Here is a 14,731-nt window from a genome sequence, read left to right on the forward strand (position 1 = left end):
TCCTGCGACCTCACTGTTCCGCCCGGAGGAGCTCCGTCGGGCTCATGCCCAGGAAGCGGCGCAGGCAGCGGGCCATGTGGCTTGGGTGTGAGAAGCCCGCCTCCATCGCGATCTCCGTCAGGCTCTGGCGCCCTTCCATCAAGCGCAGCCGCGCGCGCTCCACGCGACGCTCCATCACGAACCGATGAACCGGCATCCCCGTGGCCTGTTTGAACAGCGGCTTGAAGTGAGACAGGCTGAACCCCGCCACCCTCGCCAGCTCCGCCAGCGTCAGGTCCTCGTCCAGGTGAGCCTCGATGTACTCGACCACCTGCCGCAGCCGCCACGTCGGCAATGCGTGGCGACGCCTGGGCGCCGGGGCTCCTGTGTGGGATTGCGACGCGACCAACCGCGCGGCGAGCGCCGTCGCCAGGCTGTCCACGAAGAGCCTCCCACCCGGATAGCCATCGTGGTCCTCGGCCTGCATCATCCAGCCGATGCGCTCGACCTGCGGGTCCCGGATGTGGATGGCCGGATCCAGTGCCGCCCCTTGCGCTCCCAACCCCAGGGACTCCGCGGCCTCCCGCATCAGCGCGGGCGTCAGCCGCAGGAGCAACGACCGCGCCGGGCCTGACAACGTCCACCGCGTGCTCGACCCCGCCGGAACCACGCAGAACTGACCGTGGATGCGCGCCCCCTGACGCTCGGCATTCCCCACGCGATACGTCACCGGCACCGGTTCCCCCACGTGCAGACAGAGGACATGGCGGTCATCCACCGGCGAGTCGAACCGCCCGGACGGAACCGGAGACGTGAGCACGTCGAGCAACGGCATGCGCCCCGGGCCAAGGCTCGTCACCAGCGCGGCCGGAAGGCTCGGGTAGCACGAGGGTCGATCGGTCATCGCGGGATCCTTCCCCTTGGGGCTGCCGGGCCGCAACACGGAAGATCATCCGTTCATGCCCGGGAACGGCCAGCGGTGCGCGCGGCGAAACGAGCTCGCCGCAATCATTGGCGCGTTCTCTCCCTCTGGAGTCTTCCCCATGAGCCGTCGGTTCTTCCTCCTCGAGTTCGCGGGCATCGCCCTCGCGGCCAGCACGCTCGGCGCTTGTGCATCCCACCCGGAGCTCCGCTCCACCACGGCTGGCGTCACCGCGGCCCGGGTGACGGACGCGGCGGCCTGGCGCGCGGCGCGACGCTTCGCCCCGCTCTCGTTCGGAAAGATTGCCTACGTGGAGCGCGGCTCGGGTGACGCGGCCGTGTTCCTCCACGGAGCCCCCCTCAATGGCTTCCAGTGGCGCGGCGCGTTCGACCGGCTGTGCGATGTCCGGCGCTGCATCGCTCCTGACTTCATGGGCCTGGGCTACTCGGAGGTCCCCGAGTCCCAGTCGCTGGCCGCCGCCGACCAGGTGGACATGCTCGCGGCCCTGCTCGACTCGCTCGGCGTCTCCCAGGTCGACATCGTCGCCAGTGACAGCGGCGGCGCGGTCGCCCAGCTCTTCCTGGTCAAGTTCCCACAGCGGGTCCGGACGCTCCTCCTGACGAACTGCGACACCGAGCCGAACAGCCCTCCGCCCAAGGTGATGCCAGCCATCGAGATGTCCCGCGCTGGGACGCTCGCGGCCTCCACCGCGGAGTGGCTCACCGACCCGGCCATGGCCCGCTCGACGTTCGGCGCGGCTGTCTTCCAGAACCCCGGCACCCTCACCCAGGAGGTCATCGAGACCTACGCCTCGCCCGTCGTGAGCTCACCGAAGCGGCAGGCGCAGTATCACGCCTTCCACAAGGCGCTGCTCCCCAACCCGCTGGCGGGCATCGAGGCGAAGCTCCTTCGCACCCAGGTCCCGGTCCGCATCGTCTGGGGCGAGAGCGACGACATCTTCTCGAACGAGGACGCGCACTACCTCGACCGCACGTTCCCCGGCTCCCAGGGGATCCGCTTCGTGCCGGGCGGGAAGCTGTTCTTCCAGGAGGAGCACCCCGACATCATCGCGGAGGAAGCCCTCCGTCTGTGGAAGGTCCACTGAAACGGAAACAGCAGGGCCCCTCCGTCAACACCGGAGGGGGCCCGCCGCTCCCGCGCGGCCTGGCGGGAGCGAGCCTCAGGGGCAATGCGTGCAGTAGAAGTAGTCGGTATAGACGGGATAGGCGCTCTCCACGCCCCAGCATGTGGGATTGCAGGACGCATCCAGCTCGCACTGACCGACCTGCCCATCGTCTCGCATGGGGTAGGAATCCCAGTACGTGGTGAGCCTGGGGACGTAGTACTGGGTGCATGCACTTGCCTTCACGGTGTTGTCCTTCTCGGAAATCACCGCGGGCGGGCGCGCTTCGTTCCCGGTGCCTTCCAGGCTGGAATCGCCTCCGCACGCGACCAGCCCCGACGCCAGGAACGCAGACACTGCCAGGAAATGCCTCATGGGGCCTCACCTCTTGAAAGGAACTCTGGAAGAGGCCCACATGTTCGCTCATCCCCACCCCAGACGGAAATGCCGCACAGCCGACGGACCGTGAGGATTTGATTCAAAGGCCGCACATCGACGAAGTGCCGGTCGTCAAGGCCATCCGTGACGACCCGCTGGAAGGTGAGCTCCGCGGGGTCCGCGTGGAACACCTTGCTCACCGCCAGGAGGGAAGGGCGCAGCGCGCTGACTTCTGCTTCCCCGGTCTGCTCCTTCCCGCCGAGCTGGAGCTGGCCGAGGTTCCCATTCGCGAACGTGGGCACATGGCCCTCTTCGGCGCCCACAACCTGGAGCGAGACCCCGAAATCGATGCGCGGTCATCATGTGCGCGGTTGTCTCCTCACGCTCCAGGGTAGGACCGCGCGGATGAGGGTTTCGGACGTTTCGCGACCCCGCGGGGCATCAATCACTTTGAGTCAGAAGGCGTTACTTCACTGGGAAGGCCGCGCCAGCGTTGCCTTCCCGGCTTCTGGCCGAAGCTGGTAGTGCCACCCCCGGGGGACCCATGTCGCTGAAGCTCCTGTCGCGGACGGTCGTGTCCGCCTGCGTGCTGTTCCTGCTGTCGGCGTGCCAGAGCGCGGGCAATCCCATACCGTCACCCGGTGACACACCCTGCCGTGGCACCGCGTCCGTACCGACAGCCGTGCGCGAAAAGTTCCTCACGGTCGCGAAGCCGGTCCCCGGTGAGTACGTCGTCGTGCTCAAGGAGTCCCGGGAAGGGGACGTCGCGCCGGCGCCGGGGGTGGTCGCGCGGAGCCTCACCGAGCGCTTCGGCGGCAAGGCCTTCCACGTGTACGCGCACGCGCTGCGGGGCTTCGCTGCGCGCATGAGCGAGAAGGAGGCCCGTGCCATGTCCGCCGCGTCCGAGGTGGAGTACGTGCAACAGAATGGCGTGGTGACGCTCGACGGGAGCCAGGCCGATGCGACGTGGGGGCTCGACCGCATCGACCAGCGCGACCTGCCGCTCAATCAGCTCTACGAGTACCAGACGCAGGGTCGGGGCGTGCACGTGTACGTCATCGACACGGGCCTGCGTCCCACACACCAGGAGTTCGCCGGGCGGGCGGACATCGCCTTCGATGCCGTCGACGACGGTCGCAACGGCGTGGACTGCAACGGCCATGGCACCCACGTGGCCGCCACGGTGGGCGGCAACATGTATGGCATTGCCAAGAGTGCGTCGCTGCACGCCGTGCGCGTGCTGAACTGCGAGGGCTCCGGGACGACGGCCGGCGCGGTGGCGGGAGTGGACTGGGTGACCGAGCACCACCAGTCCCCGGCGGTGGCCAACATGAGCCTGGGCGGCGGGGAGGACGCGGTCCTCGACGACGCCGTGCGCCGCTCCATCGCGTTGGGCGTGACGTATGTGCTGGCGGCGGGCAACGAGAACCAGGACGCGTGCAAGCGCTCTCCGGCGCGCACCGCCGAGGCCATTACCGTGGGTGCCACCACCCGCGTGGACCGGCGGGCGTCCTTCTCCAACCATGGCGACTGCGTGGACGTCTTCGCGCCCGGCGAGGGCATCCTCTCGGCCTGGGCCAGCGATGACACGGCGACCCGAACGCTGAGCGGCACGTCCATGGCCACCCCGCATGTCACCGGCATCGTCGCGCTCTTCCTGGAGGCGCATCCCTCCGCCGCGCCGCAGGAGGTCATCGCCGCCATGACGGGCAACGCCACGCCGGACAAGGTGGCCAACCCCGGGCACTGCTCGCCGAACCGGATGGCCTACTCGGGCTTCATCGCACCCCTGCGGGCCCCCACGGTCCGGAACAGCGGGGAGTAGGCACGTCCTGCGTCCGCGCTCACGCGAACTGTCGTCCCCTTCCGCTCTCTGCTCCAAAGCGGAGCCCATCTGTGCACGGGGCGTCACGGGAGGCGTCGTCCCCGGCCTTCCGGCGCCGGTCCGTAGTAGGAACGCGCCGATGTCCGACCTCGACGACTCCTCGCTCCTGGAACTGCTGGACCTGACCTTCGACGCACTCTGTGCGTCCCGCGTCTCGGATTGGGTGGACCCCGACCGGGTTCTCGCCGCGGTCGACCTCGCCCTGGCGCCCGAACGGGTGACGGGCTGGCATGCCCGGCTGGGCATCCCCCTGCGCACGCGCCTGCTCGCGCGCGCGGCGAAGAGCGGCATCAAGCTGGGCGCGTGGCTCCCCGCCGAGGCCACCACGTCCCTGACGGCGCTCCTGGGCCAGCCGGTGCACCTGCCTCGCAAGGCCATCGATGAAATGGTGGCGTCCGAGCAGGTGCGGGAGACCGTGCGCACCACGCTCCAGGAGACCCTGTCGTCGCTGGTGAGCAAGGTCATCGCGGGAGCCCCCGGGACGGGCGGCTCCGGGCTGAGGGATGCGCTGAGCTGGGGCGCGCGAGCGGCGGCCTCGGCGGGCAAGGGAATCCTGGGGGGCCTGGGCGGCAGCTTGCAGGACCGCGTGCGCGAGGTCATCGACGGCTCCATGGCCCTGGTGCAGCGGCGGATCGCCGAGCGGCTCGCCAGCGAGGAGACCGCCCGCGCCCTGGGGGCACGGCGCCTGAAGCTCTTCCTGTCCACCCTGGAGAAGACAGAGGCCGAGGCCGCGCAGGCGTTGGGCCGGGTGCCCCACGAGCACCTCGACTCCCTGGCGCCCCAGGTGATTGCGCACAACCTCGCGCGCCCCGAAGTGCGCGAGGGGCTGAAGGCCGAGCTCCACGCCGTCCTGGAGGACCTCTCACGGCACACGGTGGGGGAGCTGCTCGAACAGGCCGGGCTGCGGGACGCGACACGCCAGTGGCTGCACGCGCACGGACTGCCCTTCGCGCGCACGCTGGCACACTCCGCACCCTTCATCGCCTGGCGGCGTTCCGGGCCGTAGGCCGCGCCGATGAATGGCTCACAAGCCCGTGCGCGGAATCGCAGTGCGGAAGAGAATGGCGCCCGTGCTGCCTTGGTCGAAATTCGGGCCCTGACAAGTCATTCCCAAGCAAAATGTGGCCGGGGGCCTGGCTCCTGGTCCTGGAGTGGGGACCGGACATGATAGAGGGGCCCCCATGTTTCCTGAATCCGGGCTTCGCAACCTCGCTGCCGTCGCGCTGACGACCGTCGCGACCCTGGCCTCCGCGGCCGGGACGCCCCTTCCGGCGCAATCCGCCTTCTTCCTGACCCGGAGCGAGAACCGGAACCAGGTCCACTACGCCCTGCGCCTGGACGAGGCCTGCCGCCCCGTGGGGACGCGTCCCGTCCAGGTGTACTGGCGGATGTTGGAGCGCGGGGCCTCGGAGGTGGAGGAGCTGCTGGACATCGAGCAGCCCGTCTATGGGCTGGAGGATTCGCAGCCGGTCGACGCCACCGCGGAGGGCTGGCGCGTGCGGGTGCGCCTGCGGGCCTTTCCCTCGCGCCCCATCGACATCACCACCGCGCGGGTCGACGGCCGATGCCAGGTCCAGGCGTGGACGAAGCTGGGCAACAGCGTCTCCCGGCTGGAGCACGTCTTCGTGAAGACGTCCTGGCCCTTCTCGGTCGACTTCGTGCGGCTGGATGGTGTGAGCCCGGAAGGGCAGCCCGTCCATGAGCTGATTCGCCAGCCGTGAGTTCCGAGCGCTCTCCTCCGCTAGCAGGTTGAACAGCGTGAGCCCGCTCGGTCGCCGCATGCGACGGAGGGCCCGGAAAACGGGGGCCCGCTTCCTCCCACCGTGAGGTGTTGTCCTCCGGCGACCGCGTCCTCAGCCTCCTCGAAGGCGGGCACTCAGCCCTCGCAGGAGACAAAGCCATGAGAGCAGGACACAGTACTCACTTCGGATTCGCCCTGATCGTTGGAGCAATGCTGTTCGCCGCGGGCTGCGCCTCGACGAGCGTCGGCAAGACCTGGAAGAGCCCGGCACTCGCTCAGCTCCCCCCCGTCAAGAAGGTCGTTGTCGTGGCGATGGTGCCGAGCGACGCTACCCGGCAGCAGCTCGAACAGGAGTTGGTGTCGAAGCTGTCGGAGAAGGGAGTCCAGGCCGTCAAGAGCTCCGACGTCCTCCCGGCGGGAGCGAAGCCTGACAAGGAAACGCTCCGGAGCGCCATCGAAGGCAAGGGTTATGACGGCATCCTGGTGGCCCGCTTCGCCGGGATCCATGAAGATGTCAACGCCGCTCCCTCCATGTCCTACTACGACTACGTCGGGTTCTACGGGCCAACGGCCTACTCCGTGACGGAGGAGGCGCGGATGCAGGTCAGCCTCTTCGACGCCCGAAGCGACAACGGACAGCTGCTCTGGAGCACGAACACCAAGACCTACGAGCCCTCGGACGTGCAGAAAGAGGTCCCGGGCCTCGCGAATGCCATCGTCAAGAGCATGGCCAAGGACCACGTGGTGGGGAGCGCGAGCTGACGCAAGGACGCCAGCCACGCAACGGCGGCTTTCAATGCAGGGGAGGCGGAACCGGGAGCGCATGGGAGGGGCCAAGGCCCTGTGGATCCACCGCGCGCGCCAGGTCCGCCTCCTCGCTGCTTCCCGTCGAATCCCTACCAGGTCCCTCAGCGGTCGTCGCCGTCGCGCCCCGCGGACGCGGGAACCGCAGGACTGACCTCCTGGCGCCCGCCCGTCAGCACCCAGGCGCGCTGACTGGGGGCGAAGCGAGGCGCCAGATAGCCATCGTTGATCTCGCGAGTCACCGCGAAGCGATTGAACGCCGTGGCGGGGATGAACAACCGCGTGTTGTCCGCGAAGCCATCCGAGGCGGCGTCGACGTCCCCCTCGGCGGCCGAGACGACGCCGTCACCATTCATGTCGACCCTCGCGACCTCCCGGGCATAGGCCTTGAAGAGGCGGCGGTCCAGGTTCCGCTCCCAGGGCATGAACGACGCCAGCCGGACATAGACATCCAGGAAGATTTCGTTGGCGAGCCCGCTTGGGATGAATCGCTGGCGGAACTCCCGCTGGGAATCGATGTCCGCGTCGAAGAGGTCCGGATCGCGAGGGCGATATGGGCTGTCTCCATACTCTTGCGGAAAGTTCTTCACGCCCAGGGGCCCCGAGCCCGGGATGATTGACTTCAGCAAGCCAATCTCACCGTCCTCGAAGGCGTCAGGAGGCGCTCCAATCCTGTCGGGGAAGCCACCGGTGAACGGCAGCTCGTAGAGCGGGTGGACCCAGTTCGTGGTGTAGTTGAACTCCCAGTAGTTGTGCACGTCCAGTTGCTGCATGGCGTTGTACGCCCCCATGCTGAGCTGGATGGGGACGACGTTGCTCTGGATCCACGGGAAGCGATCGTTCTCGCTCGGGAACCGGACGGCCTTCCCATCCGTCGTGAAGAGATTCCCGGGGACATTGTTGTGGTGTCCGATCTTCGCCAGCATCGCGGCATCGGCCGGGGTCATCGTGCCGAACCGGGCATGCCCGTCAGGGCGCGCGGGCGCGACTGGCGGGACGACCAGGTCGTGGATCATCCAGCCCTCGTACCACCCGCTCTCGTTGTTGATGACGAAGAGCCCGGAGATGTCCGTGAAGACGTCGATGAAGGCACGGACGTCGTTCGGGTCGGTGGGCAGCCCGGGCTTCGGCTCGACGACGAGACGTACCGACGCGATGGTGGGCAGCCCGCAGTTGCCGCCCGTGGCCGTCAACATCGCGGTGTCATTGACGCCGGGGATGATGCTGACGAAGACGTTGCGCTCGAAGCCATTGGTATCCAGCAGGTAATACTGGAAGAGCTGGCTTGGCGTGTCCGCCTCCGCGAAGACCTGCATGGGGAGGAAGGTGTGCGGCCGGCTTGCGATCCGGAGGAGCCGCTCCTTCAGCGGCGTGGGCAGTGCGACGACGTCGCCACGGTTGGCCACGGTGGCCACATCCGCGTCGGCATTCGGGTTGGGATGACACGGCGGCGGCGGTTGCTCCGCGTGAGCCTGATGAAGCGGGAGACATGGGGTCGCCAGCGCGAGCGATGCGATGGCACCCATGGCGCGTCTGCGCACCTGCTTGAGCGGAGAGACAATGAGGGGAGCTTGCACTTCGAGCCTCCTTCGGGCGGCGTGCCAACCGTGAACGAAAGAGGGCAAGCGGCTGCCTGCCCATCTTCCTGGACTGCGCCGAGGATCTATTCCCTGTCCCTCTGGATGCTCAGTGTCCGCGTGTCCCTTCTTCGTGAGAGGAATGCAACGGACGGGGGGCCCTGGCGCGCTGACTGAACCCTCGCATTCCGCCGCCGGGCCTTCCGCGGCCCCCGGGCTTCACGCGGAACCCGCACCTCCAGTAGCATGGGGGACAGAACCTCCCGGCCTCTTGGGGATGCCGGGTGAGCTTCTCCAGGATCGAATCATGACCCGTCGCATTGGGGGCGCCGGAACAGGCCCATCGCCGCTCTCGCGGTCCGCAGGCACACCTCCTCCTCCGCCCAAGGCGGCGCAGAAGAACACGGCCGCGACCGAGCCCAGCAACCTCCGCGAGGCCCGCTACGAGAGCCGCTTCGAGGAAGCGGACACCGCCCGTCCCAAGCCCCAGGCGGAGGGCGCCAAGGCCGGTGCCGCGGCCGGCGCCAAGGCCGGTGCCGGGGCGAGCCAGGACACCTCGAAGCTGGGCGCGGACGTCCGCAAGACCCTGGATGAGCAGCTCGCGCTCCATCCGAAGAACAGCGCGGCCTGCAAGACGCTCAACGCGCTCGCCGCCTCCCCCGGCTTCCAGGGGATGAAGCCGGCGGATCAGCAGAAGCTGCTGCGCTACGTGGGCGGCACCAACCGCGACCTGTCCGGGCCCGCGCGCGCGGCGCTGGACAAGAAGCTGGGCACCGACGCCTACAAGAAGGCGGACGCGGGCAAGCAGACCGCGCAGCTCCAGAAGTTCCTCACCGACCAGCCGGCCACGCCGGACGTGGTGTCGCCCCAGAAGGACGCCTTCAAGGACAAGCGGCTGCCGTACAAGCTGCACGGGCCCACGAAGGCGAAGGACATCGAGTTCCAGGGCGGCAAGGCCGACGCCGTGAAGTACGAGGTGGAGGTGGACGGCAGGAAGATCCCCGTCTACCTGCCCAAGAAGATGGACAAGACCACCACCCACAGCATCGACGAGGTGGCCAAGGGGCTCGCCGCGCTGCCCAAGTCCAGCCGCGCGCTCGTCAAGGAGGTGCTGGTCGAGGGCAAGCCGAACCCCGACGACGCCTACTGGGCCAAGGAGTACAACGACCCCAACTTCTCCTCGTACATGACGGCCGGCGCCGACGGCGTCATCAACGTCTATCCGAGCAAGCCGAAGCAGTCGCAGGACTACCTCGACGGCACGATGATCCACGAGACGGGCCACACGCTCTCCATGAAGACGTGGGGCTCCGACGACAGCGACAAGCGCTGGGATGGCTGGAAGGCCGCGGTGAAGAGCGACGGCATCGTGCCCTCGAAGTACGCGAAGGCGTCCGTGGGCGAGGACTTCGGCGAGACGCTCCAGCTCTACCAGCAGGTGAAGGGCACGTCGCAGGAGGCGGAGGTCCGGGCGATGATGCCCGAGCGCTTCAAGATCATCGACTCACTGGTCGCCGGGAAACCGTGACGCGCGGAAATGAGAGGAGCTTCAGGTCATGAGTGAGCCCAAGCATCCGGGGACCATCCAGTTCATCGACGGCGCGACGAAGGAAGTCACCAAGACCGTCGACGCCAAGGAGGTTCCCCCCTCCATCCGCTTCGCGAAGAACGAAGCGGGCGAGCTGGTGCCGGTCGTGAAGATCGTCGCCTTCCAGGAAGGAGACCGCCGGACCCTGCGGGAGTACGGGCCGGAGGGCCAGTTCCTCCGCTCCACGGTGCAGCTGCGGAACCCCTCCCGGTGAGCCGGGGCAGGGTCCACGCCTCGCGGAGCCCCTTCGCGGCGCTGGTGGTCGCCAGCGCGCTCGCCTGCACCCGCCCCGCCGCGGCGCCGCCCCCGCCCGCGGCGGCGCCCGAGCAGCCCGCACCGCCCGCACCGCCCGCACCGCCCTCGCGACCCCTGGTCGCGCCGGGCATCTACAACGGCCGGCCGCCGCGCCACGTGGGCCTGTTGCAGTTGAAGGTGCGGGAGGACGGGACCGCGACCCTCCTCTACGTCGTGTCCGTCCACCTGCCTCCCGTGGAACTGGAGCGCCGGGAGGTGCGGCTGGAGCCGGGGCCGGAGGGCCGCGTCTGTCTGAGCCCGGAGCCCGAAGCGCTGGAGCCTTGTCTGACGCTCGCCCCGGACGGGAGCTTGAACGTCCGGACCCGCGAGGAGGACGCGGAAGGACTCCCCGTCCTCCTGCGGCGTGAGCCCTCGCCGTAGCCCTGCCGGGGGAAGACCTCCGGCGGCGGGGGAAGGTGTTTCAGTTCGTGGGTGTTTGCGCCGTCAGGAGGCCGATCCGAAGGAAAGACCATGTCCCCTGCCCGCCGCCCCTACGACGATGACGCGGAGCTCACGCGACGCGGTACGTGCTGGAGCACTGCGGCGAGCTCATCACCCCCTTTGAGCACCGGGTGCGAAGGTCCCTCCTGATTCGCTACGAGGAGCGGCCCCTGCTGGAGCCTCCGAGGGTTCGCCAGGGGTACTTCCTGGACGACCTGGAGGTGAACGCGGCCCTCGAGGGTGGCATGCCGGCGTTCCTTCGAGGGGGGCGGGACCGCATCCTGAGGGAGCACGCGGACACGGTGTTCATCCACCGGTGTGAGCGGTGCCGGAGCATCCTGGCGACACCCCGGGCGCGGCAGTGCCTGTGGTGCGGCCATGACTGGCATTGACGACGGAAGCGGTCAGGGGGCTTTCGGCGGCTCGGCCGCGGGCAGGGCGGGCGCGGCGGCGGGGCGGGCGACACGGGTGACACGACCGCCACGATGTTCCCGGAACTGGCTCCGCTCGACTTCGCCATGGCGCTCCCCCTGGCTGGACGCGCGAAGGTTGGCCCAGGGCTTCACCCACCCCCAACGGCCCCCGGTCAACACGCCTCGACCCCTCGGTGCGCGCGGCGTCCTGCCGTCCTCGACAGGCCAGGCGTCAGGCCGGCGCGGCGGTCGCCTCGCTGTCACGCGGTGAGAGTGCGTGGACGCTGTCCAGCGCGCGCGCCACGTCCGCGTCATGCGTGACGACCACCAGGCCACGCCCGTGTGCCTTCATCCCATCGAGGTCTCGCATCACGCGCGCGGCGGTGCGCGGATCCAGGTGCTCGGTGGGCTCATCCAGCAGGAGCCAGGGGGCCTCTGAAAGCCAGGCGCGCGCGAGGAGGACGCGCCGTCTCTCGCCTCCCGAGAGGGCCTCGCCGCCGCGGCCGAGGGGCGTGTCGAGCCCCTGCGGCTGCCGCGCGTACCAGTCCCCCAGACCTGCCTTGTGAAGCGCCGCGACGGCCTCGTCGTCGGTGAGCGTCGCGCGCACGACCCGGAGGTTCTCCCGCAGGGTGGTGTCGAAGAGGTGCGCATCCTCGGCCGAGCAGTGCAGCAGCTCGACCCGGCGTTGCTCGCTCACGTCCGCCAACGAAACCTCGCCGAGCTTCACCACTCCCGCCTTCGCAGGGAGGTGCCCCGCCAGGCTGAGCAGCAGCGTCGTCTTCCCGCTCCCGCTGGGCCCGGTGAGGGCGAGCGACCTGCCTCGACGCACGGTGAGGTTGATACCCGAGACCGCCGCGCTTCGGTCCGGCCAGCCGCACGCGAGCCCCTCCGCGCGCAGGTGGGCCGCCGGAGCGGGGGAGGGGAGCGCGGTGGCCGGGTGCTCCGCCTCGGGCATCTCGAGGAACGGAAGCAGCCGCCGGGCCGCCTCGGTCGAGCGCAGCAGCTGGGTCAGCGCCGCGGGCATGGACTGGAGGGCCTCGAACGCACCGAGCGGCACGAGCACGACGACACAGAGCTCCACCTGCGAGAGCGCTCCGCGTCCAAGCGCCGCGAAGCCGAGGACGAGCGCCGCCCCCACGCTCGCGCTCCACGCGCCGTGCATCAGGAAGGTCGCGGCGGCGGTCCATCGGGCAGCCCGCGCGGAGAGCCGCTCCAGAGACAGGTCGTCCGCGCGCAGCGCTCCCAGCAACACCCGCGCCTGTCCCGAAACCTTCCACTCCGCCGCGCCTTCGAGCAGCTCCAGCGCGGTGGCCAGCTGATGCGACCGGGTGTCCGACGACGCCTTCTCCAGGAGGGCCAGCGCGCGCGCACCCATCCAGGGTGCCACGCCCCCCGCGATGGCCAGGCTCACCGCCAGGGCCCCCGCCGCCGCCGGAAGGAAGAAGGCGAGCAGGACGACGCTGCCGACGCCGACACCCACCGCGATGGCCATGGGCACGAGCGCGCGGATGACCGCCTCGCCCACCGCATCCACGTCGCCACCGAGCCTCGCGACGAGGTCCCCGCGCTTGAGGCCCAGGACCCGGGTGAGCGGCCCGCGCGCGAGCGCGTCCACGAGCCGGGCCCTCAGCCGCGCCACGCCATGAAAGGCCACGTCGTGCGCGACGAGCCGGTGGGCGTAGCGGAGGCCCGCGCGGGAGAGCCCCAGGGCCCGCACGCCGACGATGGCGAGCGTGAGGTCGAGCACGGGCGGCATCTCGGCCGCGCGCGCGATCAGCCACGCGGACAGCGCCCCCAGCGCCGTCGACGCGAAGAGCGCGGCGGTCCCGAGCGCGACCGCGAAGCCCACCGTGCGGGGACGGAGCCCAAGCTCCGGCAGCACCTGACGCAAGGGATGACGGCTCATGCGGCCTCCGCGAGGGTGTCCGGGGAAGGGGCTTGCGAGTGGAGCGTGAGGACCTCGTCCGCGATGGCCAGCGTTCGCGCGCGGTGGCTGACCAGCAGGAGGGTCGTCCCCTGCCGGGCGCGCCGCTTCAGCGCTTCGAGGACGCGCTGCTCGGAGACTTCATCCAGGTGCGCCGTGGGCTCGTCCAGGAGCAGCAGCCGCTCGTCGCCCGCGAGGACCCGGGTGAGCGCGAGCCGCTGCCGCTGCCCGAGCGAGAGCCCCTGGCCGTCCCGCCCCAGCTGCGTGTCCCAGCCTTCGGGCAGCCGCGCGACGACGGCATCGAAGCCGGTGGCCTCCGCGGCGGCCGACAGGGCGGAGTCCGCGATCACGCGCCCCCGGCAGACGCTCTCGCGCACCGTGCCAGGCTCCAGATGGAGCCGCTGGGGCAGCCACGCGAGCTGGGCCCAGTAAGTCGTCAGGTCGAGCGACCCGAGCGGGAGCGCCGCCGCGCCTTCGGGCCGCAGGAAGACGCCCCCGCGCGTGGGCGGCAGGAGCCCGAGCACCACCGCCAGGGCCGTGCTCTTGCCCGCGCCGCTCTCCCCTCGCAACCCGAGGATGCGGCCCTGTCCCAACGGCAGCGCGAACGACAGCCCCTCCGGTGCGTGGCACCCGGCGTCGCGCGTGGCGACCGAGACGTCCCGCAGCTCCAGCGTCCCCGAGGTGAGCGGGGGCGCCGCGAGCGTGCCGCGCGCGGGCTGGGGGGCTTCGAGCCGCGCGATGGCCTGCGCCGCCGCCTCGGCGCCCTCCGCGGACGCGTGGAAGAGCGCGCCCACCTGACGCAGCGGCGCGTAGACCTCGGGCGCGAGCAACAGCACGAAGAGGCCCGTCTCCAGCGGCATCGCGCCTTCGAGCAGCCGCAGGCCGATCCCCACCGCCACACTGGCAATCGAAAGCGTGGCGATGAGCTCCAGCACGAAGCTGGAGAGGAAGGCGCGCCGCAGCGCCTGGAGCGTGGTCCGCGCGTGCGCCTCGCTCAGCCGAAGGACCTGGGCCGCGACGCCCCGGTGCCGGCCGAGCGCCCGCAGCGTGGCGAGCCCGGTGATGAGGTCCAGCACCCGCGCGCTCAGCTGCTGCATGCTCGCGAGCTGCCGCACCGTGGCCTCGCGCGTGAAGCGGCCCACCAGGACCATGAAGAGCGGGATGAGCGGCAGCGAGCCCGCCATCAGGACCGCGGAGACCGGATCCGCGCGCCACACACAGACGAGCAGGGCCGGCGTCGCCAGCGCCGTGAGCAGCAGCTGCGGCACGTAGCCTTCGAGATACGGCTGCAGCGCGTCCAGCCCACGCGTCGCCAGCTCCACCTGCGCCACCCCGCCGGCCGAAGTGCCGTCCCGCTCCGACCGGGACGCCAGCCGCGCGAGCAGGCCTGCTCGCAGCTGCGCGATGACCCGGTGCGCGCTCCGCTTCCCCGTCCACTCCTGGAGCCCCGCCAGCGCCGCGCGCAGCAGCCACACGCCGCCCAGCCAGAGGAGGGCTTCGGGGCCTGCGGCCACCTCGCGCGCATGCCCCAGCAGCCGCGCCAGCCCCCGCGCCTGCAGGACCGTGAGCGCGACCATCCCGAGCCCCAGGCCCGCGGTGAGCAGCACGTAGCGCCGCGCGGCGCTCGCGTGCCGCAGGAGCTTCGGGTCGAGCGGCTTCATG

The 14,731-nt window shown here is 70.3% G+C and carries 14 protein-coding genes; 9 read left to right on the forward strand and 5 right to left on the reverse strand.

Annotated features, from left to right (window positions below):
• Positions 1-10: 10 nt before the first annotated feature.
• Positions 11-883 carry a helix-turn-helix domain-containing protein gene (locus AABA78_RS13655; RefSeq protein WP_338263433.1) on the reverse strand — a complete coding sequence of 291 codons (873 nt, stop codon included), beginning with the start codon at positions 881-883 and terminating at the stop codon, positions 11-13.
• 139 nt (positions 884-1,022) lie between these two features.
• Between AABA78_RS13655 and AABA78_RS13660 the strand changes: the two genes are divergently transcribed.
• Positions 1,023-2,006, forward strand: a complete 984-nt coding sequence (locus AABA78_RS13660; protein WP_338263435.1) for an alpha/beta fold hydrolase — start codon at positions 1,023-1,025, stop codon at positions 2,004-2,006.
• A 75-nt stretch (positions 2,007-2,081) separates the two neighbouring features.
• On the opposite strand, the gene AABA78_RS13665 is transcribed toward AABA78_RS13660, so the two are convergent.
• Entirely contained in the window at positions 2,082-2,399 is a 318-nt protein-coding gene (locus AABA78_RS13665; protein ID WP_338263436.1) for a hypothetical protein, read from the reverse strand.
• Positions 2,400-2,946: 547 nt separating this feature from the next.
• Between AABA78_RS13665 and AABA78_RS13670 the strand changes: the two genes are divergently transcribed.
• The 4 genes from AABA78_RS13670 (at position 2,947) to AABA78_RS13685 (ending at position 6,790) form a co-directional block, all read left to right on the forward strand.
• Positions 2,947-4,227 carry a S8 family peptidase gene (locus tag AABA78_RS13670; protein ID WP_338263437.1) on the forward strand — a complete coding sequence of 427 codons (1,281 nt, stop codon included), beginning with the start codon at positions 2,947-2,949 and terminating at the stop codon, positions 4,225-4,227.
• A 139-nt stretch (positions 4,228-4,366) separates the two neighbouring features.
• Positions 4,367-5,293, forward strand: a complete 927-nt coding sequence (locus AABA78_RS13675) for a hypothetical protein (RefSeq protein ID WP_338263439.1) — start codon at positions 4,367-4,369, stop codon at positions 5,291-5,293.
• Between the two features lie 175 nt (positions 5,294-5,468).
• A complete protein-coding gene (locus AABA78_RS13680) occupies positions 5,469-6,008 on the forward strand; it encodes a DUF4833 domain-containing protein (protein WP_338263441.1) in 540 nt (179 codons plus the stop codon).
• A 326-nt stretch (positions 6,009-6,334) separates the two neighbouring features.
• Positions 6,335-6,790, forward strand: coding sequence for a hypothetical protein (locus tag AABA78_RS13685; protein WP_338263442.1), 456 nt, complete (start codon positions 6,335-6,337; stop codon positions 6,788-6,790).
• Positions 6,791-6,936: 146 nt separating this feature from the next.
• On the opposite strand, the gene AABA78_RS13690 is transcribed toward AABA78_RS13685, so the two are convergent.
• Positions 6,937-8,238, reverse strand: coding sequence for a hypothetical protein (locus AABA78_RS13690; RefSeq protein ID WP_338263443.1), 1,302 nt, complete (start codon positions 8,236-8,238; stop codon positions 6,937-6,939).
• Between the two features lie 478 nt (positions 8,239-8,716).
• Here AABA78_RS13690 and AABA78_RS13695 point away from each other — a divergent pair, with 478 nt between their 5' ends.
• From AABA78_RS13695 to AABA78_RS13710, 4 genes are all read left to right on the forward strand, one after another.
• Positions 8,717-9,937 (forward strand): hypothetical protein, encoded by a 1,221-nt coding sequence (locus tag AABA78_RS13695; protein WP_338263444.1) that lies wholly within the window; start codon positions 8,717-8,719, stop codon positions 9,935-9,937.
• 28 nt (positions 9,938-9,965) lie between these two features.
• The gene (locus AABA78_RS13700; protein WP_338263445.1) at positions 9,966-10,211 is read left to right on the forward strand and encodes a hypothetical protein; all 246 of its coding nucleotides are present in this window, start codon (positions 9,966-9,968) and stop codon (positions 10,209-10,211) included.
• A complete protein-coding gene (locus AABA78_RS13705; RefSeq protein WP_338263446.1) occupies positions 10,208-10,672 on the forward strand; it encodes a hypothetical protein in 465 nt (154 codons plus the stop codon). The genes AABA78_RS13700 and AABA78_RS13705 overlap by 4 nt, the downstream gene beginning before the upstream one ends.
• A 191-nt stretch (positions 10,673-10,863) precedes the next feature.
• Entirely contained in the window at positions 10,864-11,124 is a 261-nt protein-coding gene (locus tag AABA78_RS13710; RefSeq protein WP_338263447.1) for a hypothetical protein, read from the forward strand.
• A 253-nt stretch (positions 11,125-11,377) separates the two neighbouring features.
• Here the strand turns inward: AABA78_RS13710 and cydC are convergent, their stop codons facing one another.
• Both cydC and cydD read right to left on the reverse strand, forming a co-directional pair.
• On the reverse strand, positions 11,378-13,051 hold the full coding sequence (gene cydC / locus AABA78_RS13715) for a thiol reductant ABC exporter subunit CydC (RefSeq protein ID WP_338263448.1): 1,674 nt from the start codon (positions 13,049-13,051) through the stop codon (positions 11,378-11,380).
• The gene (cydD, locus tag AABA78_RS13720; protein ID WP_338263449.1) at positions 13,048-14,730 is read right to left on the reverse strand and encodes a thiol reductant ABC exporter subunit CydD; all 1,683 of its coding nucleotides are present in this window, start codon (positions 14,728-14,730) and stop codon (positions 13,048-13,050) included. Before cydD ends, cydC begins: the two co-directional genes overlap by 4 nt.
• Between the last annotated feature and the right edge of the window lies 1 nt (position 14,731).

The organism is Corallococcus caeni, from assembly GCF_036245865.1.
Taxonomy (GTDB): domain Bacteria; phylum Myxococcota; class Myxococcia; order Myxococcales; family Myxococcaceae; genus Corallococcus; species Corallococcus caeni.

What these genes read in the sequence shown, in the direction of transcription:
- AABA78_RS13655 (WP_338263433.1), bottom strand. Translation starts at nt 883, where the DNA reads ATGACCGATCGACCCTCGTGCTACCCGAGCCTTCCGGCCGCGCTGGTG.
- AABA78_RS13660 (WP_338263435.1), top strand. Translation starts at nt 1,023, where the DNA reads ATGAGCCGTCGGTTCTTCCTCCTCGAGTTCGCGGGCATCGCCCTCGCG.
- AABA78_RS13665 (WP_338263436.1), bottom strand. Translation starts at nt 2,399, where the DNA reads ATGAGGCATTTCCTGGCAGTGTCTGCGTTCCTGGCGTCGGGGCTGGTC.
- AABA78_RS13670 (WP_338263437.1), top strand. Translation starts at nt 2,947, where the DNA reads ATGTCGCTGAAGCTCCTGTCGCGGACGGTCGTGTCCGCCTGCGTGCTG.
- AABA78_RS13675 (WP_338263439.1), top strand. Translation starts at nt 4,367, where the DNA reads ATGTCCGACCTCGACGACTCCTCGCTCCTGGAACTGCTGGACCTGACC.
- AABA78_RS13680 (WP_338263441.1), top strand. Translation starts at nt 5,469, where the DNA reads ATGTTTCCTGAATCCGGGCTTCGCAACCTCGCTGCCGTCGCGCTGACG.
- AABA78_RS13695 (WP_338263444.1), top strand. Translation starts at nt 8,717, where the DNA reads ATGACCCGTCGCATTGGGGGCGCCGGAACAGGCCCATCGCCGCTCTCG.
- AABA78_RS13700 (WP_338263445.1), top strand. Translation starts at nt 9,966, where the DNA reads ATGAGTGAGCCCAAGCATCCGGGGACCATCCAGTTCATCGACGGCGCG.
- cydC (WP_338263448.1), bottom strand. Translation starts at nt 13,051, where the DNA reads ATGAGCCGTCATCCCTTGCGTCAGGTGCTGCCGGAGCTTGGGCTCCGT.
- cydD (WP_338263449.1), bottom strand. Translation starts at nt 14,730, where the DNA reads ATGAAGCCGCTCGACCCGAAGCTCCTGCGGCACGCGAGCGCCGCGCGG.